General features: G+C 64.1%; 20 protein-coding genes. 15 read left to right on the top strand and 5 right to left on the bottom strand.

Going from position 1 to position 22653, the window contains the following annotated elements; genetic code table 11:
• Nucleotides 1-158 precede the first annotated feature (158 nt).
• From EP837_RS03560 to epsC, 4 genes are all read left to right on the top strand, one after another.
• A complete protein-coding gene (locus EP837_RS03560) occupies nucleotides 159-1007 on the top strand; it encodes a TorF family putative porin (protein WP_066524517.1) in 849 nt (282 codons plus the stop codon).
• A gap of 196 nt (nucleotides 1008-1203) precedes the next feature.
• A complete protein-coding gene (locus EP837_RS03555) occupies nucleotides 1204-1914 on the top strand; it encodes a response regulator (protein ID WP_066524515.1) in 711 nt (236 codons plus the stop codon).
• Nucleotides 1911-3242 (top strand): ATP-binding protein, encoded by a 1332-nt coding sequence (locus tag EP837_RS03550; protein WP_066524514.1) that lies wholly within the window; start codon nucleotides 1911-1913, stop codon nucleotides 3240-3242. Before EP837_RS03555 ends, EP837_RS03550 begins: the two co-directional genes overlap by 4 nt.
• Nucleotides 3243-3353: 111 nt before the next feature.
• Nucleotides 3354-4352, top strand: a complete 999-nt coding sequence (epsC, locus tag EP837_RS03545) for a serine O-acetyltransferase EpsC (protein WP_066524512.1) — start codon at nucleotides 3354-3356, stop codon at nucleotides 4350-4352.
• Nucleotides 4353-4384: 32 nt separating this feature from the next.
• On the opposite strand, the gene EP837_RS03540 is transcribed toward epsC, so the two are convergent.
• Nucleotides 4385-6034: an alkaline phosphatase family protein gene (locus EP837_RS03540; RefSeq protein ID WP_066528602.1), complete on the bottom strand. Its 1650-nt coding sequence runs from the start codon at nucleotides 6032-6034 to the stop codon at nucleotides 4385-4387.
• 78 nt (nucleotides 6035-6112) lie between these two features.
• On the opposite strand from EP837_RS03540, the gene EP837_RS03535 reads away from it, so the two are divergent.
• From EP837_RS03535 to EP837_RS03490, 10 genes are all read left to right on the top strand, one after another.
• Nucleotides 6113-8134 (top strand): protein-disulfide reductase DsbD family protein, encoded by a 2022-nt coding sequence (locus EP837_RS03535; protein WP_066524510.1) that lies wholly within the window; start codon nucleotides 6113-6115, stop codon nucleotides 8132-8134.
• The gene (locus tag EP837_RS03530; RefSeq protein WP_066524509.1) at nucleotides 8134-8871 is read left to right on the top strand and encodes a TlyA family RNA methyltransferase; all 738 of its coding nucleotides are present in this window, start codon (nucleotides 8134-8136) and stop codon (nucleotides 8869-8871) included. The genes EP837_RS03535 and EP837_RS03530 overlap by 1 nt, the downstream gene beginning before the upstream one ends.
• 89 nt (nucleotides 8872-8960) lie before the next feature.
• On the top strand, nucleotides 8961-10025 hold the full coding sequence (locus EP837_RS03525) for an efflux RND transporter periplasmic adaptor subunit (protein ID WP_066524507.1): 1065 nt from the start codon (nucleotides 8961-8963) through the stop codon (nucleotides 10023-10025).
• A gap of 12 nt (nucleotides 10026-10037) precedes the next feature.
• The gene (locus EP837_RS03520; protein ID WP_066524504.1) at nucleotides 10038-13142 is read left to right on the top strand and encodes an efflux RND transporter permease subunit; all 3105 of its coding nucleotides are present in this window, start codon (nucleotides 10038-10040) and stop codon (nucleotides 13140-13142) included.
• A gap of 23 nt (nucleotides 13143-13165) precedes the next feature.
• Nucleotides 13166-13714, top strand: a complete 549-nt coding sequence (locus EP837_RS03515; protein WP_066524503.1) for a TspO/MBR family protein — start codon at nucleotides 13166-13168, stop codon at nucleotides 13712-13714.
• 47 nt (nucleotides 13715-13761) lie between these two features.
• On the top strand, nucleotides 13762-14061 hold the full coding sequence (locus tag EP837_RS03510; protein ID WP_066524502.1) for an accessory factor UbiK family protein: 300 nt from the start codon (nucleotides 13762-13764) through the stop codon (nucleotides 14059-14061).
• 109 nt (nucleotides 14062-14170) lie between these two features.
• Entirely contained in the window at nucleotides 14171-14677 is a 507-nt protein-coding gene (locus tag EP837_RS03505) for a YbjN domain-containing protein (RefSeq protein ID WP_066528600.1), read from the top strand.
• An 11-nt stretch (nucleotides 14678-14688) separates the two neighbouring features.
• A complete protein-coding gene (gene proC / locus EP837_RS03500) occupies nucleotides 14689-15501 on the top strand; it encodes a pyrroline-5-carboxylate reductase (RefSeq protein WP_066524501.1) in 813 nt (270 codons plus the stop codon).
• A gap of 69 nt (nucleotides 15502-15570) precedes the next feature.
• On the top strand, nucleotides 15571-16074 hold the full coding sequence (locus tag EP837_RS03495; protein WP_066524499.1) for an asparaginase domain-containing protein: 504 nt from the start codon (nucleotides 15571-15573) through the stop codon (nucleotides 16072-16074).
• Between the two features lie 287 nt (nucleotides 16075-16361).
• Nucleotides 16362-16595: a hypothetical protein gene (locus EP837_RS03490; RefSeq protein WP_066524497.1), complete on the top strand. Its 234-nt coding sequence runs from the start codon at nucleotides 16362-16364 to the stop codon at nucleotides 16593-16595.
• A 116-nt stretch (nucleotides 16596-16711) separates the two neighbouring features.
• On the opposite strand, the gene EP837_RS03485 is transcribed toward EP837_RS03490, so the two are convergent.
• The 4 genes from EP837_RS03485 to EP837_RS03470 all read right to left on the bottom strand — a co-directional run bounded on the left by EP837_RS03485 (nucleotide 16712) and on the right by EP837_RS03470 (nucleotide 20860).
• Nucleotides 16712-17239 (bottom strand): CarD family transcriptional regulator, encoded by a 528-nt coding sequence (locus tag EP837_RS03485; protein WP_066524496.1) that lies wholly within the window; start codon nucleotides 17237-17239, stop codon nucleotides 16712-16714.
• 303 nt (nucleotides 17240-17542) lie between these two features.
• Nucleotides 17543-17881: a ferredoxin FdxA gene (gene fdxA, locus EP837_RS03480; RefSeq protein ID WP_066524495.1), complete on the bottom strand. Its 339-nt coding sequence runs from the start codon at nucleotides 17879-17881 to the stop codon at nucleotides 17543-17545.
• Nucleotides 17882-17964: 83 nt separating this feature from the next.
• Entirely contained in the window at nucleotides 17965-18261 is a 297-nt protein-coding gene (locus EP837_RS03475) for an RNA-binding S4 domain-containing protein (RefSeq protein ID WP_066524494.1), read from the bottom strand.
• The gene (locus EP837_RS03470; RefSeq protein WP_197486304.1) at nucleotides 18254-20860 is read right to left on the bottom strand and encodes a helicase-related protein; all 2607 of its coding nucleotides are present in this window, start codon (nucleotides 20858-20860) and stop codon (nucleotides 18254-18256) included. The genes EP837_RS03475 and EP837_RS03470 overlap by 8 nt, the downstream gene beginning before the upstream one ends.
• 226 nt (nucleotides 20861-21086) lie before the next feature.
• Between EP837_RS03470 and EP837_RS03465 the strand changes: the two genes are divergently transcribed.
• Nucleotides 21087-22628: a M23 family metallopeptidase gene (locus EP837_RS03465; protein WP_066524492.1), complete on the top strand. Its 1542-nt coding sequence runs from the start codon at nucleotides 21087-21089 to the stop codon at nucleotides 22626-22628.
• The last annotated feature ends 25 nt before the right edge of the window (nucleotides 22629-22653 follow it).

Here is a 22653-nt window from a genome sequence, read left to right as displayed (position 1 = left end):
AGCCTGCAGGTCGCCTTCGCACTTGCGGCAAAAGCCCATTTCTCTTTGTGCAGGCGCACCATAGCTTGGGCTCAATCCGCGGGTAATCGAAGGCGCACAGACCTTCGAGCCGGCGCGGACGCAGGACGGAACATTCTTACCAATAAGGGGAATGTTTCATGAAATATCAGATCGCCTGTGCTGCCCTCGCCTTGATGTCGAGCGCGCCGGCATTCGCTCAGGAAGAAGCCGAAGGTCCCGTCACCGTATCGGGCAGCGTCGCGCTGGTTTCCGACTACCGTTTCCGCGGCGTGTCGCAGACCGACAAGGGCATGGCCATTCAGGGCGGCATCACCGCCACGCATGAAAGCGGCCTCTATGCGGGCACCTGGGCTTCGAACCTGGCTGGCTGGGGCCAGTTCGGCGGCTCCAACATGGAACTCGACCTGTTCGCCGGTTACGCCATCCCGCTGGGCGGCGCGACGCTGGACGTCGGCCTTACCTGGTACATGTACCCGTCGGGCGCGGACAAGACCGACTTCGCCGAACCCTATGTGAAGCTGTCGAGCGAATTCGGTCCGGTCAAGGGTCTGCTCGGCGTCGCCTATGCGCCCAAGCAGCAGGCTCTGGGCAACTGGTATAGCACTGCAGCCAGCAATGCGACCGGCATCCCTGATCGTCCGGGCGATAAGGAAGATAACCTTTATATCTGGGGCGATGTGAGCGGCGCTGTGCCTGGAACCCCGGTTTCGCTGAAGGCCCATCTGGGCTATTCGGACGGCAACCCCGGCCTTGGCCCGAACGGCACCTCGGTCGCTCCGACCGGCAAATATCTTGACTGGCTGGTGGGCGCGGACGTTGCGATCCCGGGCACGCCGCTGACCCTGGGCGTCGCCTATGTCGATACCGACATCAAGCGTTCGGACGAAACCTACATCCGTCCGAACTTCATGGTTCAGGATGCCGATGACTTCGGTGAATCGATCGCGCGCGGTCAGGTGGTCTTCTCTCTGACGGCTGCTTTCTAAGTTGATCATGCCGGGCCTCGCTACGCCGGGCCCGGCATGACAATCTTGCTGGGGAGAGCCCCGGATTGTCCCTCGCATGACAAATTGTTGCTGATCTGGTTTCAACGGGTTTCTGTGGCAACGTCCGGTTGACCCTTCCATCAGCCCCCCTTATCCCGCGACACATGAGCTGTTTTCGTTGCGTGAAATTGCTGGGATGACCGCTCCCACGATCATCCTGGTAGAGGACGACCCGCCGCTGCGCACGCTGACGGCGCGGGCGCTTCAGGAACATGGTTATCAGGTCCGGCCCGCTTCATCGGGGCCGGAAATGTGGGTCGCGTTCGATGCTGGCCCGGTTGACCTTGTCGTACTCGACGTCATGCTCCCTGGCACCAACGGCATCGACCTTTGCCGTCAGATCCGGCGCAACAGCGACGTCCCGATCATCTTCATCAGCGCCAAGGGCAGCGAAACCGACCGGATCGTCGGCCTGGAACTGGGCGCCGACGATTATCTCCCAAAGCCCTTCGGCACGCGCGAACTGATTGCCCGCATCCGCGCCATCCTGCGTCGTGTCGGCGTGGAGCGCGGGCCCGACGACCATCGGGAAAATGAGGCTCGCTTCGACGGGTGGATCGTCAACTTTCCCCGCCGTGAGCTGCGTTCGCCCACCGGCGCGATCGTGGACCTCACCGGCGCGGAGTTCGATCTGCTCGGCTCCTTCCTCAGCCACCCGCAGCGCGTCATCGCCCGCGAGCGGCTGATCGAACTGTCGCGCACGCGCATGGGCGACAGCTCCGACCGCAGCATCGATGTGCTGGTGAGCCGCCTGCGCCGCAAGCTTTCGACCGAGGGCAAGTCAGCGCCGATCACGACGGTGCGCGGCGTCGGCTACATGTTCAACGCAGAAGTCAGCCGCGCTTGAGATTGCATGTCAGCCGGTCGCTGGGTCTGGTCGGCCGGCTGCTGGCGATCCTGCTGCTCGCGCTGACCCTGGAATTTGCGGTCGGCACGCTGATCTATGAGCGTGCGGGCCATCTCTCCTTGCAGGATGACGAAGCGCGGCGGCTCGCCGAGCATCTCGTCATCGCACGCAAGCTCGTGGCGGAGCAGCCCGCAGGCGACCGGCATGCGATGGCTATCCAGCTGACCACCGATCGCTACGATGTCCACTGGACCCCGGCATCGCCGCCGCCACCTACGCTGGCTCCCGAACTAGAGCGGATGCGTCGGCAGATCATTACTTGGGAACCCAGCCTGGAACGGTCACGGCTGTGGCTGCGGCTCGCTTCGCCCGGACGCGTATCGCAAATCAATGGCGGGTTGCAGCTGCCGGACAGGAGCTGGCTCTATTTCGGCATGCGGCATAGCGGAGGTCAATGGACCTTCACCATCGGCCGCATGGGCCTAGCGCTCATCCCCGTCGTCGCGCTGATGCTGGCGGGTGGGATGCTGATCCGGCGGACGCTCGCGCCGCTGAAGGACCTGACGAAGGCCACCGAGCATATCGGCCTAAGCGACGAGGTGATTGTCGCGGAAGGCGGCACCAGCGACGTGCGAGACCTGATCCGCGCATTCAACGCGATGCAGAAGCGTATCCACCGCCTGATCACGGAGCGCACCGAGACGCTGGCGGCGGTGGGGCATGACCTGCGAACCCCGCTCGCCCGGTTGCAATTGCGGCTGGAGGGGATCGGCGATGCCGAAGCGCAGGAGGCCATGGCGGGAGATTTGGCCGAAATGGGTGCGATGATCGATTCCCTTCTGGCCTTTCTTGTCGGCGAGAAAAATGGCGAGCCTGTCGTTCGCACCGACGTGGCGGTGACGGTGGCGACAGTCGTCGATGCTTTTCAGGACCAAGGCGCGGACGTCACCTATGAAGGGCCCGATCATCTGGAAATGGACGCCCGTCCGATGCTGCTTCGCCGCGCGGTGATGAACCTTGTCGAAAATGCCCTGCACTATGGTCATCGCGCCGATGTGAGCGTGGAGCGGCGCAGTGGGGAGGTGCTGATCTGTGTCGAGGATGACGGCCCCGGCATTCCTGACGACAAGTTGCAGGAAGTGCTGAAGCCCTTTGCCCGCCTGGATGAAGCAAGACAGCGGAATACGCGCGGGCTGGGCCTTGGCCTCGCCATCGTGGCAAAGGCGGTGGAGCAGGAAGAGGGGGCGTTGACCCTGACTAACCGTCCGGAGGGCGGTCTGCGCGTGGAAATCCGCCTTCATATCCCGCCCGCAGCGGAAAAGCGCTGATCCGCCACCACACACCCGACAAAAGAGAAACTGTCAGGGTCCAAGCAAAACTCGTTTATCGGATGGCGCCAAGCCGGTCTATGCCGGTTTCCCGTTGAACAAGAGGCGCATATGACGGCAGACGGTGAAGGCGAAGATCAGCTTCTGGAAGGCTATTGGGATATCGGCCGCCTGGTGAGCGATCTGGGCGCGGTCCGTGGCCGGTGGCGGGAGGCCCAGCAGCATCATGCGGAATATGGAGCGGAAGGCTTTCCTTCGCGGGCCAATCTGACGAAGATCATGACGTCGCTCTGCGGCGCGCTGTTTCCCCTGCGGCTGGGGCCGAGCTTCGTGCGCATCCATAATGAGGACGCCTTCGTCACGCAGACCTTGCAGACGGCGCTCAGCCGCCTTTACGGCCAGATCCGCCTCGAACTGCTCTACGCCATGCATGACAGTCAGCCAGCAGAGGTCGATGCGGAAGCCGCCCGCATCATCGGCGCTTTCGCCAGCAGCCTGCCTAGCGTGCGCGAACTGCTTGATACCGATGTGGAAGCAGCTTTCCTCGGCGATCCGGCTGCGCGCAGCGTTGACGAAGTGCTGATATGCTATCCGTCGATGCTGGCTATCATCCATCATCGTCTCGCCCATCAGCTTTATGGACTCGGCGCGCCTTTGGTGGCGCGGGTCACATCTGAAATCGCCCATTCTCGCACCGGCATCGACATTCATCCGGGCGCCAGGATCGGTCACAGCTTCTTCGTCGATCATGGAACGGGCGTCGTTATCGGCGAAACGGCGATCGTCGGGAACAGGGTGCGGCTGTATCAGGGCGTCACGCTGGGCGCGCGAAGCTTCCCCGCCGATGAGAAGGGCGCACTGGCAAAGGCCCTGCCGCGCCACCCGATCATCGAGGATGATGTCGTCATCTATGCTGGCGCGACCATATTGGGGCGCATCATCATCGGCAGCCGTTCGGTGATCGGCGGCAATGTCTGGCTGACGGACAGCGTGCCTGCCGACAGCAATGTGCGCCAGGCGAAGGCGCAATATGAAGTAACCAGCCGAGTGGAGGTCTCCGCCCCGCATCGCGTCCATGCGCTGCGCGATGGGTTTGCGGAGAATATCTGAGCGGCAATCCAACCCATTCCGGCTGTTGCTGGCTAATTCCCTTCGCAGCTGTCACCTTCGCCCGCGATCAGGTCCAGGCACCGTCCATCAATCTCGCCCTTGGGAACCGGCAAATGGATCAGCGCGGCGAGGGTCGGCATGATATCGGCCGTTTCCACGCCAAGCGGCTGTTCGAAATGCCGGAGCCCCTTGCGCCAAAACAGGATCGGCACCCTGCGATCAGTGTCCCAGGGGGATCCATGGGTAGCGACCGCCCCCTTAATGGGGTCAGCGATGGGTGTGACGCGCGGCTTGAGCAACAGGAGCAAATCGCCGGACCGTTCCGCATCAAAACTCGCGCGCGCTTCCTGCAGCAGGCTCCAGCTTTCGGGCGGACCTGAGGGGGAGGGGGCGGCCGCGATCTGCGCCTTGGTGAACACCGTTTCGACCTGCGGATGCGCACGCAGCAGGGCGAGCGTGGCCGCCTCTACCTTGGCGCGCTGCGCACGGGACAGGCTATGGTCGAAATAAAGATCGCCCGCCGGGCCGTCTCCCCGGATCAAATCCTTGCCGCCAATGCCAGTCCGTGCCGCAACAGCCTCCGACAAGGCGCGCGGCATCAGCGCGCGGTCCACCCGCTGTTCCATCGGCATCGCATTTTGGCGGTGCCGCTCGGGCAGGTCATGGCCGCCGTGGTCTGCGGTGAGGACAACCACATAGTCGATGCCCTGCTTGTCCAACTGATCGAAGAACGACCCTAGTTCCCGGTCCAGCCGATCGATCTGGATGCAGCTTTCGGTGCCTTCTGTACCAGAGGCATGGCCGATGAGGTCAGTGGCGGAAAGTCCGATGGAAATAATGTCGGTCTGCCCCTGCTTGCCCAATCCCATGCTGTCGATCGCCGCAGCGGCAAAGGCGAGCGTCATCGCATCCTGTTCGGGCGAGGCGCGAAAAGCGCTGAAACTGTCGGCGGGGCGGGCGAAGCGGCCAGTGCCGACGCTCTTGCCTGGTCCAGTGCCGACGGGGAAATCCTTCGGTCCGCACTGCTGCGGCAGGTCAAAGCCCGGATTGGTCGTGGCGAGCCGTTGCGCAAAAATCTGGTTCACGCGATCGACCAGCGGCGGGGTGGGCACATTGGGATAGCTTACATAGCCCTTCGGCCCCAGCCACCAGACCTGATCCGCCTTGCTGCCGCCCATCATGATCGCCGCGCGATCCTTGCCCGCGATGGAAACGACCCGCGTCGCCGGATTGGCCGCCTTCATGCGTCCGCCAAGCGTCGGTACGCGCAGATGAATTGGCGAGGCGACATAGTTGCCGCTGCTGCTGCCCGGATGGCTTTCATCCTCGGCGCAGTAGATCATCTTGTCCGCCCGCGCGGCGTTCAGGTCTATCCAGCTGTTGGCGATGATCCCGGTGCGCGACGGACGGCTGCCGGTCAGGATAGTGCTATGACCAGGGCAGGTCTCGGTCGCGGCATGGCTCTGATAGCCACTCGGGAACACCGCGCCTTCGCTCAGGCGCTTCAGGCCGCCGCTATAATAGGGGCGATATTCATTGAATAGATCACCGGAAAATTGATCGACCGAAATGGCGATGATCAGCCGGGGTGCCGCCCCTGACGAGGCCGCCGGAGCAGGCGGTTGAGCCAGTACGGTCAGCGGTGCCGCCAGCATCAGGGCAGCGAGCGCTTTCTTGAACATCATTCCGACCCCTTCTGATGCCTTGACGGCGGGTGCAGCCGGACCTAGCCCGCTCTGATCCACCCGACCAGAGGCCCGATGCGGATTTTCCATGCCTTTCTGATGACGCTGGCGCTCTTTTTCGCGCCCGCCGTAGAGGCCCAGGGGGCGTTCGGAACGGGCGCGCCACACATTGCCGCGCGGCTGGTCCCCGAAAGCGATGCGCCTGCCCCTGGCCGGACGATCAACATCGCCTTTGCAATGACCCCGGAAGCGGGCTGGCATGGCTATTGGCAGAACCCCGGCGACGCAGGGCTTGGCATGACGGTCAAATGGGTGCTGCCCAAAGGCGTCAGCATAGGTGAACTGCGCTATCCGGTGCCCGAAACGTTGCTCATCTCGGGCCTGATGAACCATGTCTATGAAGGCCCCTATGCGATCCTGGCGCCGGTGACGATCGCGCCGGACGTCGCGAACGGCATGCGTCTGCCCATAAGAGGGCGGGCGGAATGGCTTGCCTGCACCGACAAGATCTGCGTGCCGGAAAGCGCGGACCTTTCGCTCGATCTGGTGGCGGGCGATGGCGTGATAACGCCCGCTACGCAAGCGCGTTTCGATGGCTGGCGTGCCCATCTACCTAGGCCGCTTGGCAGCCGTGCGAGCTACGCGATCAAGGATGGGAAGCTGCGGCTGTCCGTCCCCTTTCCTGCGGATGCTACGGCGGCTGATGTTCATCTGTTCCCGCTGAAAGAAGGCTTAACCCGCTACGCTGCGCCGCAGACCGTCAGCCGCCAGGGCGATCGCCTGCTGATAGAAACCGAGGCAGGGCAGGGCTTCAAAGGCGGCGCAGTGCAGGCGGTTCTGCGCACCGGCGACCATGTCGGCTTCCTGCTCACGGCTGATCCCGGCGTGGTCGATGCCGCGGATAGCCGAGTGCTGCGGACAACGTTGATCGCCTTGGGCGGCGCGATCCTTGGCGGGCTGCTGCTCAACATCATGCCCTGCGTTTTCCCGATCCTGGGCCTCAAGGCGTTGAAACTTGCACGCGCGGGGGGTGATGAGCGGAGCGTCCGGCGGGAGGCGCTTGCCTATGCAGCCGGGGTCATTCTAACATGCCTAGCGCTTGGCGCGCTGCTGCTGGCCATCCGGGCGGCGGGTGTGGCCGTGGGCTGGGCGTTCCAGCTTCAGGACCCGCGCGTCATCCTGCTGCTGCTGCTGCTGGTCACGGCGGTGGCCTTCAACCTCGCCGGGCTGTTCGAACTGAGCGTCTTTGGCGGCGGCGAGAAGCTCGCGGGCAAGGCGGGCGTGACGGGCGCATTCTGGACGGGCGCTCTCGTCGCCTTTGTCGCGACGCCCTGCACCGGCCCTTTCATGGGCGCTGCGATGGGCGCGGCGCTGGTCCTGCCGGTCGCCGCCGCGCTTGCGCTGTTCGCGGGCCTTGGCTTGGGCCTTGCTCTCCCCTTCCTGCTGCTCGCCTACATTCCCGCACTGCGCACCCGTCTGCCGCTTCCTGGACCGTGGATGGGCACGTTCCAGAAGATCCTGTCCCTGCCCATGTTCCTGACCGCGCTTGGGCTCGCCTGGCTGCTCGGCCAGCAGCGGGGCGTTGCGGCGATGACGATCGGCCTGGGCGCCGCGTTGCTGCTGGCGTTGTTGCTCTGGTGGCTGGGCGTGCGCCAGCATCGCGGCAAGCGGGGCGGGCGTGTCGTGGGCCTACTTTCGCTGCTTCTGCTCGGCGCAGGGGCGGTCCTGCTGCCCGCGCGTGCCGCCAGCGTCGCCCAGGCGCAGGATGGGGCCGTGCCTTTCGACGAAGCCCGGCTCGCCAGCCTGCGTGCGGCGGGAAAGCCGGTCTTCCTCTATTTCACCGCCGATTGGTGCCTGACATGCAAGGCGAATGAAGCCGCCGCCATCGATCGCGCCGAGACACGCGAAACCTTCGCCAAGGCGGGGGTCACGGTGATGGTCGGCGATTGGACCAACGCCGATCCGGCGATCACCCGGTTTCTGGAAGCGCAAGGCCGGTCGGGCGTGCCGCTCTATCTCTGGTACGCGCCGGGGAAACAGCCGCAGACATTGCCGCAACTGCTGACCGTCTCCACCCTCACGGCGCTGGTTCGCTGATGGCGAAAATTCGCGCCGACCAGCTGCTCGTCGATAGCGGCCTCGCTGAAAGCCGGGCGCGGGCGCAGGCCCTGATCCTCGCCGGCCTCGTCTTCCTGGGCGACAGGAAGATCGACAAGGCTGGCCAGCAGGTCGCGCAGGATGCGGAACTGGAGGTGAAGGGCCGGGATCACCCTTGGGTATCGCGCGGCGGCATCAAGCTTGCCCATGCCATCGAAGATTTCGCGCTGGACGTCACCGGCATGACCGCCATCGATGTCGGCAGCTCGACCGGCGGCTTTACCGACGTCCTGCTGACCAACGGCGCCGTGCGCGTCTATGCCGTGGATAGCGGCACCAACCAGCTCGCCTGGAAGCTGCGATCGGACCCGCGCGTCATCGTTCATGAACAGACGAGTGCGCGCATCCTGACCGCCGATCATATCCCGGAACCGGTGGACATCATCGTATGCGACGCCAGCTTCATCTCGCTTGCCAAGGTGCTGGAGCGGCCGATCAGCTTCGCCCGGCCCGGCGCGCATCTGGTCGCCCTTATCAAGCCGCAGTTCGAAGCGGGACGGGAAGAGGTGGGGAAGGGCGGCGTCGTGCGAGATCCCGTTATTCATACTCGGGTCTGTCAGGAAGTGCGTGAGTGGCTGACGGCGCAGGGTTGGACCGTCAACGGCCTGACCACCAGTCCGATCACCGGACCGCAAGGCAATGTCGAGTTTTTGATCCACGCCTCGCTTGGCGGATAATGCCGTCGCATTCGTTATTCCGAGTGCAGTTACATTTCGCGACAAATGCCCCCATTGTATCCTTTGCAAAGGCCCGATAGCCCTTCCTCATGCGCTCATCCCTGACCTTGTGCCTTCTTGCGCTGACGCTCGCCGGTTGCGGCGCGGAAAAGGAGAAGAAAGCGCGCCCGCCCGCTCTCGTTGAGGCTGCGCTGATCCGGCTTGCGACCTTCACCGATGAACTGGAGGCCGTCGGCACCGCACTCGCCAATGAACAGGTCATATTGTCCGCGCCCGTGACGGAGCGGATCACATCGATCAACTTTGCCGATGGCGGTTTCGTTAGCCGCGGTCAGGTTATCGCCACCCTGGCCGTCGGGCAGGAACGGGCGGAACTCGCGGCGGCCGAAGCGCAGGCTTTGCAGGCCACGCAGCAGCTCGAACGGATACAGGCGCTCAAGAAACGCGGCTTCGCGACCGGCGCCAGTCTCGACCAGCAGGTCGCTGCCGCCAATTCGGCGCGCGCCAATGCGCAACTGGCGCGCGCCTCGATCGGCGATCGGGTTATTCGCGCGCCTTTTGCCGGTTGGGTCAGCCTGCGTACCGTCTCGCCTGGCGCGATCGTCTCGGCCGGGACGGCGATCGCAACGGTCAGTGATATTTCGCGGATAAAGCTGGATTTTACGGTGCCCGAAACCCGGCTGTCGATGATCCGCCAAGGGCAGTCGATCAAGGCCGTGTCGTCCGCTTATCCCGACCGGCCATTCACCGGCACCATCGCCACCATTGACCCGGTGATCGACCCGGCCACACGCGCGGTCAAGGTGCGGGCGATTTTGCCCAATCCCGATCGCGCCTTGAAACCGGGCATGCTGCTGACCGTCAGCGTCATCGCCCGCCAGCGCCAATCTCTCGCCGCGCCGGAACTGGCGCTGATCGGGGACGGGGAGGAGCGCTTTCTGTTCCTGGTCCAGGACCGCAAGGCCAAGCGGGTGAAGGTGGAAACCGGCATCCGGCAAAATGGTTTGGTCGAAATCCTGGGTGGCGTGCAACCTGGGTCAAAGGTCGTGACCGACGGCGTCGTGAAGCTGACTGACGGCGTCCCGGTGCGCCTGCCTGGCGACAAGTCGGGTCCCACCGCCAAAATGGCGGACCGCGCCGCCACTGGCGCCTGATCGGCGCGGGCGATGCAGCTTTCCGACCTTTCCGTCCGCCGCCCGGTCTTCGCAGCGGTCATTGCGGTGCTGCTCTGCATCGTCGGCGTGGTCGGTTATCTCAGCCTGTCGGTTCGCGAATATCCCGACACGGATCCCCCGATCGTCTCGGTGGAAACCAACTACACCGGCGCTGCGGCCTCTGTCGTGGAAACGCGCATCACGCAGATCATAGAGGATGCGGTAGCAGGCGTTCAGGGCATCCAGACTATCAGCTCGACCTCGCGTGACGGCACGTCGGCGATCAGCATCGAATTTGATCCTTCGCGCGACATTGATTCCGCGGCCAATGATGTGCGCGACCGCGTCGGATCGGTCACCGAAGACCTGCCCGAAGACGCGCTCGCCCCCGAAATCCGCAAAGTGGATGCCGACGCGCGCGCGATCCTGTTCATCGTCTTTACCCGCCCCGGCTGGACCCCCACCCAGATCGCCGACTATCTTGACCGCAACGTCATCGACCGATTTTCCGCCATTGACGGCGTCGCCCGCGTCAATGGCGGCCGGGATGAGCGGCCTGCCACTCGGATATGGCTTAATGCCGAGAAGCTTGCGGCCTTCGCCCTGACGCCCGCCGACATTGAAAACGCCCTGCGCGCGCAGAATGTCGAACTGCCTGCGGGCCGTTTTGAATCGAAGGATCAGAACCAGACCCTTCGCGTAGAGCGTGCTTTTTCAACGCCCGAGCAGTTCGCGCAGCTTGTCGTTGGGCGCGGGCAGGACGGCTATCAGGTAAAGCTTGGGGATGTCGCCCGGATCGAACAGGCCGCCGAAAATCCCTATACCTCCTTTCGCTCCAATGGCGGCACCGGCATCGGCGTCGGCATCGTTCGCCAGTCCGGCGCAAATACGCTGGAAGTCGCTGAGCGGGCCAAGGCGCTGATCGAAGAATTACGGCCGGACCTGCCGCAGGGGATGAGCGTCAATATCGGCTCAGACGAATCCCTCTTCATCAGCCGCGCGATCGACAATGTTTATGACACTCTGCTCGAAGCCGCGATCCTGGTCATCCTTGTTATCTTCCTGTTCCTCGGATCACTGCGCGCGACCATCATCCCGTCGATCACCGTGCCGATCTGCCTGCTCGCGACCTGCGCCGTCATGTGGCTGCTCGGCCTGTCGATCAACCTGCTGACGCTTCTCGCCTTCGTGCTGGCGATCGGGCTGGTCGTCGATGACGCGATCGTGGTGCTGGAAAATGTCTATCACCGGATCGAACAGGGCGAAGATCCGCTGCTTGCCGCCTATCGCGGCACCCGGCAGGTCGGCTTTGCGATCATCTCGACCACGCTGGTCGTCTGTGCCGTGTTCGTGCCGGTCATGTTCCTCGCCGGCCAGACGGGGCTCCTGTTCCGCGAACTCGCCATCGCGATGATCGCTGCCATCGCCTTTTCCGGCTTCATCTCCTTGAGCCTCGCGCCGATGCTCTGTTCGAAGCTGCTGCGCCACAGCGAGCGCGGACGGCTGGCGCGTTGGGTCGATAAACGGTTTCAGCGGCTCGAAGGCGGCTATGCACGCTTGCTCGACCGCGTGCTGCGGCGGCCCGCCTTGGCGCTGGTCGCGCTGGTCCTTTTCCTGGGCGCGGCTGGCGCGCTTTTCATGACGCTGCCGACCGAACTTGCCCCGGCCGAAGACACTGGCGTGGTGGACGGCCAGGTCAGCGCGCCTGAAGGCACCGGTTTCGACCGGATGAAAGCCTATATGCGCGGCATCGAGGATGATCTTCAGCCGCTGCTCAAAGACGGCAGACTGAAGGTGCTGAACATCCGGACGCCCGGCGGCTTTGGCGCCAGCGATGATTTCAACGGCGGCAATATCATCGCCTTCCTCCGTCCCTGGGAAGAACGCAGCGTCACCACCGCCCAAGTGGCCGATGCGATCAACAAGGTCCTCGCCAATCAGACCGGCGTGCGCGGCAATGTCGCGCCGCGATCCGGCTTGGGCCGGGGCAGGGGACTTCCAGTCAACCTGGTGCTGGCTGGTTCAACCTATGAAGGGCTGGTCGCCGCGCGGGACCGGATCATGGCGGCGGCGGCGAGCAATCCGGGCCTCGTCAACCTCGACAGCGACTATAAGGAAACCAAGCCGCAGATGCGGATCGAGGTGGATCAGCAGCGCGCGGGCGATCTTGGCGTGTCTGCTAACGACATCAGCCAGGCGCTGCAAACGCTGCTCGGGTCGCGCCGCGTCACCACCTATGTCGATCGCGGCGAGGAATATCGCGTGCTGATCCAGGCCGAGCGGGAAGGACGGCAGACGCAAGCAGACCTTGAACGCATCCAGGTCCGCAGCCGCACCGGCCTGCTTGTCCCCCTCTCGTCGGTGGTGACCATGCGCGAAGTCGCCGGGCCGCGCCAACTCAACCGCTTCAACAAACTGCGCGCGATCACCCTGACGGCGGCGCTTGCACCCGGCTATTCGCTGGGCGAAGCCTTGTCCTATCTGGAGGCGCAGGCCCGCCAGTCGCCAGAGGTGCTTGCGATCGGCTATCGCGGGGAAAGCCAATCGCTGCGGGAAACCGGGGGATCCATCTGGCTGGTTTTCGGCCTCACCATCCTCATCGTCTATCTGCTGCTCGCTGCGCAGTTCGAAAGCTTCATCCATCCCGGCGTGATCATCGCGACCGTCCCGCTGGCTGTCGCGGGCGGCGTGCTTGGGCTGGCGCTGACCGGCGGATCGGTCAATCTTTACAGCCAGATCGGCATCGTCATGCTGGTGGGTCTCGCCGCCAAAAACGGCATCCTGATCGTGGAGTTCGCCAACCAGCTGCGCGACGAAGGGTTGGAGGTCGCCGAGGCCATTCGCCAGGCCGCCGCCCGCCGCCTGCGCGCAATCCTCATGACATCGATCGCCACCGTAATCGGTGCGGTGCCGCTGGTCATTCGAGGCGGGGCTGGGGCTGCCGCGCGCCAGTCGATCGGCGTCGTGGTGGTGTTCGGTGTGTCCCTGGCCACGCTGATCACACTGTTCCTGATCCCTATCCTCTATTCGCGGGTTGCGGGACGAACCGTTTCACCGCAAACCGTAGGACGGCGGCTTGACACGGCTTTGAAGGATTCGCCCGAAGCCGCCGAGTGAGGAATAGTGGAGCTGCGCCGACGATGAACGAGATCGCGTCCCCAGGTCAGTTGCGCCTGGATTATCTCCGCTGGGCATTGGTCACGGTCCCGGCGATCGTCTTCCTGGGTTTCCTGTCCGGCAAGCTCGCCAATAGCGGCTATGGCAATCGCTGGTTCGACGCCCTCATCAAACCCGACTTCATGCCGCCGGGCTGGGCGTTCGGCGTGGCGTGGACGATCCTCTACATCTTCATGGGACTGGCCCTGGCGATCATCATCCATGCTCGCGGTGCGCGGGGGCGGGGCCTAGCCATCGCCATATTCTTCGCTCAATTGCTACTCAACCTCCTCTGGTCGCCGCTCTTCTTTCGCGCGCATCAGGTGGATAATGCGCTTGCCTTGATCCTTCTGCTGTTCGTCCTGGTGGCGCTCACCACATTCCTCTTTTGGCGCATCCGCCGCGTGGCGGGGCTGCTGCTGCTGCCCTATCTCGCCTGGCTGGGCTTTGCATCCGCGCTCAATTATGAGATCGGCCGCCTTAATCCCGACGCGGAAACCCTTGTGGCGCCCGCACTCAAGACCCAAATATAGATATGAAGGGCGCGTCTCACATGCGCCGCCAATCAAGGAATTAGGACATGCAGAGCGAAAACCGCTTTTTCGACGACCTCGCCAAGCTGGTGAATGGCGCCGCTGGAACGGTGGCTGGCATGAGCCGGGAATTTGAAACCAATGCCCGCGAAAAGGCCAAGCAGTGGATCGGCGGCATGGATTTCGTCAGTCGCGACGAGTTTGACGCGGTGAAGGCGCTGGCCGCGGCGGCCCGTGAAGAGGTCGAACTGCTGAAGGCCCGCATCGACGCGCTGGAGGGGAGGTCGGCTGAACCGGTGACAAAGACCGTTCGCTCACCCAAGGGCGGGACGCCGGGCGCAGAATAAGTGGGCCTTGCCGCCTGTCCGTTTTATTTCTGCAACGATGCCCTAATTTGACGCCTTTTCCCGATTCGGATGGTTTCCCTGCCATCGGGAAATGCTCTATGGCCAGCAGATGATGGACAGCGACGAATTTGAAAATGGCGGTCAGGAAGCCGCGCCGATCGACATGCTGGCCGCCTATTTCGAGGCGAATGGCTGGAGTTTCGATCAGGTCGGCGAGGATGAGATCGTCGCAAGCACCCAAGGTTCCTGGGCGCAATATGAACTGCGCGGCATCTGGCGCGATGAAGATCAGGTGCTGCAATTGCTGGCGCTCCCCGACATTCGCGTGACGGAGGATAAGCGCGCCGCGGTTTACGAGACATTGGGTCTCATCAATGAACAGCTGTGGCTCGGCCATTTCGAACTCTGGTCGTCGAGCGGCATCGTCTTGTTCCGCCACGGCGCGCTGCTGGGCGCAGGCGGCGTCCTGACGCTGGACCAGGCGCAGATCCTCGTCGAAACGGCGATCGATGAGTGCGAACGCTTCTACCCCGTTTTCCAGTTCGTCCTATGGGGCGGAAAGAGCCCGACCGAGGCCATTTCCGCCAGCCTGATCGAGACGCGCGGCGAAGCCTGAGGGGCATCCCCATGAATGATATCTGGCCGAAGAAGCTGTTCCTCGTCGGCTGCGGCAATATGGCAGGGCAAATGCTGACCCGCTGGCTGGCCTGCGGGCTGGACCCGGCGCGTGTCACCGTGCTGCGCCCCAGCGGCCGCGCGGTGGTGGATGGGGTGCAGGTCGTAACAACCTATCCCGCTTCGCTCGCCCCCGGCACAACCGTGTTGCTTGGCATGAAGCCCTATCAGCTTGGCGATGTGGCAACCGCCTTGGCCCCCCAATGCGGAGAAGGGACGACGCTCCTTTCCATATTGGCGGGCACGCCGTTGGCGGACCTCAGGCGACAATTCCCCAAAGCAGGCCCGATCGTCCGCGCCATGCCCAACCTCCCCGTTGGCCTGGGGCAGGGCGTCACTGCCCTGCATGCCGAGGCGGCGAGTTCCGAGGCCGCGCGGACGGCGATCGACGCGCTCATCGCGCCGCTTGGCCTTGCGGAATGGATCGCCGATGAAGGGCAGTTCAACGAAGTCACGGCACTGTCGGGATGCGGCCCCGCTTTCCTGTTCCGCTTCGTCGATGCCCTTGCGCGCGCGGGGGAGGCGATCGGCCTGCCAGCGGACCAGGCCGCCCGCATGGCGCTCGCGACCGTCCACGGCTCCGCAAATATGGCAGCGCAGGCGAGCGATAGCCCGGCCGTGCTGGCGGACCGCGTTGCGAGTCCTGGCGGCATGACGCGCGAGGGACTGAACATACTCGATGCCGACGATCGGCTCCTAAAGCTCCTCACCGACACGTTAAGCGCAGCCAGAGACCGGGGCGAAGAAATGGCGCGGGGCGGCTAGCCAGCGGTTCCTATCGGACTGGATAGCTCCTAAATGCAGGGCTGATCCTCCAGCCTTCCGGAGCTTGCCATGCTATCCGCCGACACGCCGATCCTTCTTCTAACCACCGGCGGGACCATCGATAAAATCTATTTCGATGCCCTGTCCGACTATCAGGTCGGCGAAACGGTGATGGCGAAGCTACTGCACATCGCGCGAGTCAAACGGCCTTTCCGCATCGAAGAAGTCACGCGCAAGGACAGTCTGGAACTGGACGACGCGGACCGCGCGCTGATCCGGGATCGCGTCATGGCGGCCCCGGAAAGCCACATCATCATCACCCATGGCACCGATACGATGACGGACACGGCCAAGATGTTGGATGGCATCGCCGGCAAGACGATAGTGCTGGTCGGTGCACTGGCCCCGGCGCGCTTCGGGGAAAGCGACGCGAGCTTTAACCTCGGCATGGCCTTCGCCACGGCGCAAGTGGCGGGTCCCGGCGTTTACATCACCATGAGCGGATCGGTGTTCCCTGCTGATCAGGTCATCAAGGACCGGGCCAAGGGCGCCTTCGTGCTGCGGAGTCGATAGTGAGCGGAGTTATGGCAGCAACGGCGCTTATTGAGACCCGTTCGCTCCGAGCTTGTCGAAGGATTTCTTCCTCTCCAGAAAGTAGCGGGTTTCACCATTCAGATGAGGCGAATGACCCATTCGACAGCCCGAGCGGAGAGATGAAAATCGCGCTCGCTTCAATCCCTTCCTCCCCAATTCTGCACCTTGACGCCAACCGCTTCAAATCCAGCCCGCAGTCTCATCAGGAACCCAGCCGCCCGATGAGCATTATTCGTGCGGGTGGCGTAACGATGAGGAGGACATTCATGGCCGATTATCAGGAGCGTCCGGCAACGACGACCACGGTGATTGAAAAGCGCGGCGGTGGCGGGACGGCGATCGCGGTGCTGCTGTTGGTGATAGTGGTGGCGATTGCCGCCTTCTTCCTGATCAGCAGCCAGACGCGCAAGGACAACGCGGTCGAAGGCGCCGCCACCCAGGTCGGTCAGGCCGCGAGCGATGTCAGCGACGCTGCGAAGGATGCGGCCAAGGGCGAATAGGGATTGTAGTCCGGCGAATTGGTCTTCGATGCTTGCCAGGACAAAGAAAGGGCGCCCCGGCCGGGACGCCCTTTCTGTCTATCAACCTGCCGTTGTCGGCTCGGCTGTAGCGGGTTTCAGACTTCCACCTTCGCATGCTTGGGCGCGGCTTCGTTCAGAATGCGCAGGATCTTCTTGAGAGCGCTCGGCTCATCCGTCTCTTCCATTGCCGCGAGTTCGCGGGCGAGGCGGCTCGACGCTGCTTCGAAGATCTGACGCTCGGAATAGCTCTGCTCCGGCTGGTCGTCGGCACGGAACAGGTCGCGCGTCACTTCGGCGATCGACACCAGGTCGCCCGAGTTGATCTTCGCTTCATATTCCTGCGCGCGGCGCGACCACATGGTCCGCTTCACCTTGGGCTTGCCCTTCAGCGTTTCGATCGCCTCTTCCAGGGTCTTGTTGGAGGACAGCTTGCGCATGCCCACCCCTTCGGCCTTGTTAGTCGGCACGCGAAGCGTCATGCGCTCCTTTTCGAACCGGAGCACATACAGCTCCAATTCCATGCCCGCGATCTGCTCCTTCTGCAGCTCGACGACGCGGCCCACGCCGTGCTTGGGGTAAACAACATAATCACCAACGTCAAAGGACAGCGCCTTGGCAGCCATTTGAAACCTTTCTAATTCTACCGGGGACGAATACGCGCCGCGTCACAGATGCGCAAATAGGGCACAAGCCGGGGATTCCGCGGCGCCACCGTCAGGACATGAGCAAATACTCCAGGACGGATGCGACCGTTTCCGCCTCTTGCCGCCTATTTAGCAGATTCGTAACAAAATTGCCACCCCCAGACGCAAAATCCGGGAGTGAGCGTGCGAATGACACGCTAGGGATAGTCGCGGGCGCATGTTGAGGCCAACTTAGCGGCGGGTCCCACGCTCCAAAAAAGGGGCAAGCCCCCTTGCGGCTGATTAGCTTCCCGAGCCCGGTTCGGGGGAGAAGAATTTCTCCAGCTTATTCTCCACGCCCTTCATATCGTCCGCGTCGGCAGGCGCTTCGCCCTTGACGGTGATGTTGGGCCATTCGGCGGAGAATTTCGTGTTGAGTTCCAGCCACTTTTCCAGGCCATTCTCCGTATCGGGCAGAATGGCTTCGGCCGGGCATTCAGGCTCGCACACGCCGCAGTCGATACATTCATTGGGATTGATGACCAGCATGTTCTCGCCCTCGTAGAAACAGTCCACGGGACAGACCTCGACGCAATCCATATATTTGCAGCGGATGCAGTTGTCGGTCACGACATAGGTCATGGGTCAGCACTCATAGGGTTTCGACAGCGGCGGCCCTGCTATGCCCGGCGGGCGAGAAGGTCAATGAGGATATTTTTGCGCGGCTAATTGCCTAGCTTCAGTTCCTCGTAACAGGTCTGCGCTTCGGGAGCCGGTCCGCGCCGCCCGGGGAGCTGCACGACGCGCACGACGCGCACGCCGCTTGGATGAGGAAAGGTGATCAGATCGCCCGCGCGCACCGGCGAATGAGCCCGTTCGATGCGGCGGCCGTTCAGGCGGATGTGCCCGTCTTCCGCCATTTTCTGCGCCATTGACCGGCTTTTGGCGAGCCGGGCGAACCACAGGAATTTGTCGATGCGCAGGCTCGGCCCATGATTGCCGGCAGGCGCGCTGTCAGCCATTGCGGCCGAGCAGCTCGGCAAGACCGGCAAAGGCGTGATTGCCCGCAGGCGCTACGGCCGGTGCGGCTGCGCCAGACCGCGACGGCGCGCCGCGCGAGGGCGCCCCACGCCGCGCAGGGCCGCGGGACTGCTGCTGGTCGGGCCGTGGTTTTTGCCGCCCCCGGAAGGCCCAGTTGACGCCGCCCTCCGCGGGCGTTTCGACCGGCCGGAAGCCAGCTAGGCGCATCAGCTGCAGGAAGGCGGCTTCATTCAATCCCAGCGACACGATCTGCGGGCTCTGCGCCGTGAAGGATTCGCCCTTGGCGATAGCCTCATGAGCGGTGCGCGCCATGCGCTCTGCCATATCAATGCGCAGCATCTGGTCGCCAAAGCCCCGGAAACCGGCGATCCGCGCCCCCATCTGCTCCGGCTTTTCGCCAGCGGGAATCAACGTCAGGCCCGCTTGGGGCAGGGGCAGGCAAGGCTTTGCGATCCGCGCCGCCAGCAATGCCGCCCGCCAGCGCGCCGCGCCTGGCTTCAGCAGGCCCGGATGATAAATGTCGAGCACGCCGATATCGATGCCCGCCCGCCTCAGCAGGTGACGCTGATCCTTGTCGAGATGACCAAGCGCCGAATCAAGCTCTGTCCGTGCGATAACCCCGCCAGCGTCGGCCAACTGCGCAAAGACGGCGCGGACAACGGCGGGAACTTCCGGGTCGGCAGAGCTGGCCACCATCTTGGTCAGCGGCAGCAGATGCTTTTCCTTCTGCGCTTCCACCCAGGTGGCGAGGCGGCCGATCACCTGCTTCTGCACATCCTGCCCCAGCGCCAACAGGCCGCGATCCAGCCGGATTTCGGGCGTCAGCAATGAGGGGCCGGGCAGCAGCGCCGCCACGGCATTGCCCTGCCAGCTGATCCCCGGCGCCTGTCCCGCCTCGTCCATGAGCGCGAAATCTGTGTCGGGCGCGCCCAGCAATTCGTCAGCCTTCACTCGCAATATCCTTCCAAGGCGGCGTTCCGCCGCCGCCAGCAGCATCTTCCTATCCTGATGCCGCGTAGCCGGATCGACCGAGAAACGAAATCCGTCAAGTCGCCCGATCGTCTCACCATCGACGCAGACCGTCCCGTCCTGCTCCACTTCGACGGGCAAATTGCTCGCATCCTGCCCCATATCGCGCAGCAGAACGGCGGTGCGGCGGTCCACAAACCGCTGCGTCAGCGCCGTGTGCAGCGCGTCGGACAGCCTTTCCTCCAGCGCCCGCGTCCGCTCCGCCATTTCCGCCGGATGCGCCAGCCAGTCGGCGCGATGGGCGATGTAGGACCAGGTGCGCGCCGCCGCGATCCGGGCCGATAGCGTGTCGATGTCCCCCTGCACCGAATCGAGTCGCGCCAGTTGCTGGGCGAACCAGTCGCGCGGGATATGGCCCATTCCTTCAGACAGGAACCGCCAGATGCGGCTGACCGTGCGGGCATGATGCTCAGCCCCCACTTTTTGGAAATCGGGCAGGCCGCACGCCGCCCACAGCCGTTCGACTTGCTTCTTGCCCTTGACCCGATCGACGACCAGCGGATCGTCGGCCAGCCGCTTCAGCACCGCGAGGTCGATCGCCTCTGGGGCCGCGCGGAGCTGGTCGAGATCGGGCCGCGTTTCCAGTTCCAGGATCAGCCGGTTAACGCTGTCCATCCGCGGCTGCCCTTCGCGCCAGAAAAGCTGATCGACGGGGGGGAAGCGGTGCGCCTCGATCGCCTCTATCTCTTCGGGAGTGAAGGCCGCGTCGCCATCCTCATGGCCCAGACTCCCGAAGGTGCCGTCCTTATGATGCCGTCCCGCGCGCCCCGCGATCTGCGCCATTTCCGATACGGTTAGCCGCCGCGTCCTTCGGCCGTCGAACTTGCGCAGCGAGGCGAAGGCGACATGGGCTACGTCCAGGTTCAGCCCCATGCCGATCGCATCGGTCGCGACCAGATAATCGACCTCGCCGTTCAGGAACATCTGCACCTGCGCATTGCGGGTGCGGGGCGATAGCGCGCCCATCACCACCGCAGCACCACCCCGGAACCGCCGCAGCATTTCCGCCACGGCATAGACTTCCTCGGCCGAGAAGGCGACGACGGCCGACCGCTTGGGCAGGCGCGACAGCTTCTTGGCGCCCGCATAGGAAAGGGTGGAAAAGCGGGGACGGCTGATGATTTCCGCCTCGGGCACCAGCGCCTTGACGACCCGGCCGATGCTGGCAGACCCCAGGATCATCGTTTCTTCCCGGCCCCGCGCGCGCAGCAGGCGGTCGGTAAAGACATGCCCCCGCTCGGGGTCCGAGCCCAACTGCGCCTCGTCCAGCCCGACAAAGGCATAATCGCCATCGACCGGCATCGATTCGGCGGTGCACAGATAATAGAGCGCGCCCGGCGGCACGATTTTCTCTTCGCCGGTAATCAGCGCGACCTGGTTCGCCCCCTTGATCGCGACGACCCGGTCATAGACCTCACGCGCAAGCAATCGCAGGGGAAAGCCCATCATGCCGCTGGAATGGCCGCACATGCGCTCGACGGCCAGGTGCGTCTTGCCGGTGTTGGTAGGACCCAGCACGGCTGTGACGGGCGAACGGGCGAACTGGGCCATGATCCTCTCTATGTCGGGGATGGACGCGGCAAGAGCAAGGGGAAGTGGTCCGGATTCTCCTTCATCGGATAAGTTCAAGTTGCTTAACGGCTGAAGGGCACGTTTCGTCGCGCATTAAGGGTTAAAAAATCCGTCTTTATTTGACTTTAACCCTATGCGTTCACAACAATGCCCACGAACGCGCGGCGGGGGCCGAGCGTATTTTGCCCGCGGGGGGCCTTCAAACGTGTTTCATGGTAGCCAGCTCAGTCCTCAACAGGGGGGCGCGTCCGCATCCCTCTGGTTGACGGACGCCATCGGCAAGGGCGCCGCTGCGCCGGCCGATGCGCGCGACTGGCGCACCCGCCTGCGCGACTGGGCCGAAGATGTCGAGCTGGTCCCCGACCTTGGCCAGCGCGTCGGCAGCCGCACCTGGTTTCGCGGCCTTGCCACCTGTTTCGTGCTTTGCGCTGCCGCCCTCTATCTCTCTCCGGGCTTTCACCCGCTCCCTGGCGAACCGCAGCCCTTGCTCGCGCAGCCCCAGTTCGACGAAGTGCGCAGCCAGATGATCACCCCGCTCGCCATGGGCGCGGACAGCGGCAGGCGCATGGGGCCGACCGATGCGGTGCAGCCTTTGCGCGAAACCCCTGAACGTCCGCAGATCGAACTGCGCGCGCAGATTGGGGGCAGCGATTCGCTCGGCCGCGCTTTGTCTCGCGCCGGGGTAAGCAACAGCGACGTCGCCCAGGTCATGACCCTGGCCAGCGGCGACATTGGCAAGGGCATGAAGTCCGGCACGCCGCTCGACATCATTCTTGGCCGTCGCGCCAGCCGCGACATGCCCCGGCCGCTCGACCATCTCGCCTTCCGCGCCCGGCTCGATCTCGCGCTGGAGATCAACCGCGTAGGCGGTGTACTGCAGGTCAAGCGCACGCCGATCCGCGTCGATGACACGCCGCTGCGCATCCAGGGCGTGATCGGCGACAGCATCTACCAATCGGCTCGTGCGGCCGGAGCGCCGCCCAAGGCGATCCAGACATTCCTCCGCGTCGTCGCCCAACAGGTCGATCTTGGCTCAATCCACGCCGGGGACCGCTACGACATCATCACCGAATATCGGCGCGCCGAAACGGGCGATGTGGAAGTGGGCGACCTGCTCTTCGCGGGCCTCCACCGGCCCAGCGGCCGCGGCATCGACATGCTGAAATGGACGAGCGACGGCCGCAGCCAATGGTTCGAGGCTTCGGGCGTCGGCGAACGGCGCGGCGTCCTGTCCGCCCCGGTTCAAGGCCGGATGTCCTCGGGCTTCGGCATGCGCCGCCACCCGATCCTGGGCTATACGCGCATGCACGCGGGCATAGACTTTGCCGCCGCTTATGGCTCGCCCATCTATGCGGCGACCGATGGCGTCGTGTCCTATGCCGGGCGGCATGGCGGCCATGGCAATTATGTCCGCCTGGAACATGGCAGCGGCCTCGCCACCGGCTATGCGCATATGAGCCGCATCGCCGCCCGCTACGGCCAGCGCGTCCGGCAGGGGCAGGTGATCGGCTATGTCGGCTCCAGCGGCCTGTCGACCGGCCCGCATCTTCATTATGAACTCTACCGCAGCGGCCGCACCATCAATCCCCTGTCGGTCAAGTTCACCACGACCGCGCAGCTAGCCGGCCGCGAACTCGCCGCATTCCGCGACCGCCTGCGCCAGCTCAAGAGCCTGCGTGCCGGGCTCCCCGTCAAGATTGCTCAGGCGAGCGCGCCCTCATCGGCCTTGGCTCAGGCTGTCAATTAGCCGCTTTCCGTCGCGGGGTTGCTTC

The organism is Sphingobium sp. EP60837 (assembly GCF_001658005.1).
In the GTDB taxonomy this organism is placed as follows: Bacteria; Pseudomonadota; Alphaproteobacteria; order Sphingomonadales; family Sphingomonadaceae; genus Sphingobium; species Sphingobium tyrosinilyticum.
The sequence above is the reverse complement of the archived record's forward strand: the minus strand, read 5'-3'. Positions and strand labels throughout refer to the sequence as shown.

Excerpts from the sequence above, each read along its gene's own strand:
- proC (WP_066524501.1), top strand. The coding sequence starts at position 14,689 with ATGAATGATATCTGGCCGAAGAAGCTGTTCCTCGTCGGCTGCGGCAAT.
- EP837_RS03535 (WP_066524510.1), top strand. The coding sequence starts at position 6,113 with ATGCGGATTTTCCATGCCTTTCTGATGACGCTGGCGCTCTTTTTCGCG.
- EP837_RS03510 (WP_066524502.1), top strand. The coding sequence starts at position 13,762 with ATGCAGAGCGAAAACCGCTTTTTCGACGACCTCGCCAAGCTGGTGAAT.
- EP837_RS03520 (WP_066524504.1), top strand. The coding sequence starts at position 10,038 with ATGCAGCTTTCCGACCTTTCCGTCCGCCGCCCGGTCTTCGCAGCGGTC.
- EP837_RS03530 (WP_066524509.1), top strand. The coding sequence starts at position 8,134 with ATGGCGAAAATTCGCGCCGACCAGCTGCTCGTCGATAGCGGCCTCGCT.
- EP837_RS03540 (WP_066528602.1), bottom strand. The coding sequence starts at position 6,034 with ATGTTCAAGAAAGCGCTCGCTGCCCTGATGCTGGCGGCACCGCTGACC.
- EP837_RS03485 (WP_066524496.1), bottom strand. The coding sequence starts at position 17,239 with ATGGCTGCCAAGGCGCTGTCCTTTGACGTTGGTGATTATGTTGTTTAC.
- EP837_RS03470 (WP_197486304.1), bottom strand. The coding sequence starts at position 20,860 with ATGGCCCAGTTCGCCCGTTCGCCCGTCACAGCCGTGCTGGGTCCTACC.
- fdxA (WP_066524495.1), bottom strand. The coding sequence starts at position 17,881 with ATGACCTATGTCGTGACCGACAACTGCATCCGCTGCAAATATATGGAT.
- EP837_RS03490 (WP_066524497.1), top strand. The coding sequence starts at position 16,362 with ATGGCCGATTATCAGGAGCGTCCGGCAACGACGACCACGGTGATTGAA.
- EP837_RS03505 (WP_066528600.1), top strand. The coding sequence starts at position 14,171 with ATGATGGACAGCGACGAATTTGAAAATGGCGGTCAGGAAGCCGCGCCG.
- EP837_RS03560 (WP_066524517.1), top strand. The coding sequence starts at position 159 with ATGAAATATCAGATCGCCTGTGCTGCCCTCGCCTTGATGTCGAGCGCG.
- EP837_RS03525 (WP_066524507.1), top strand. The coding sequence starts at position 8,961 with ATGCGCTCATCCCTGACCTTGTGCCTTCTTGCGCTGACGCTCGCCGGT.
- epsC (WP_066524512.1), top strand. The coding sequence starts at position 3,354 with ATGACGGCAGACGGTGAAGGCGAAGATCAGCTTCTGGAAGGCTATTGG.
- EP837_RS03515 (WP_066524503.1), top strand. The coding sequence starts at position 13,166 with ATGAACGAGATCGCGTCCCCAGGTCAGTTGCGCCTGGATTATCTCCGC.
- EP837_RS03475 (WP_066524494.1), bottom strand. The coding sequence starts at position 18,261 with ATGGCTGACAGCGCGCCTGCCGGCAATCATGGGCCGAGCCTGCGCATC.
- EP837_RS03555 (WP_066524515.1), top strand. The coding sequence starts at position 1,204 with ATGACCGCTCCCACGATCATCCTGGTAGAGGACGACCCGCCGCTGCGC.
- EP837_RS03495 (WP_066524499.1), top strand. The coding sequence starts at position 15,571 with ATGCTATCCGCCGACACGCCGATCCTTCTTCTAACCACCGGCGGGACC.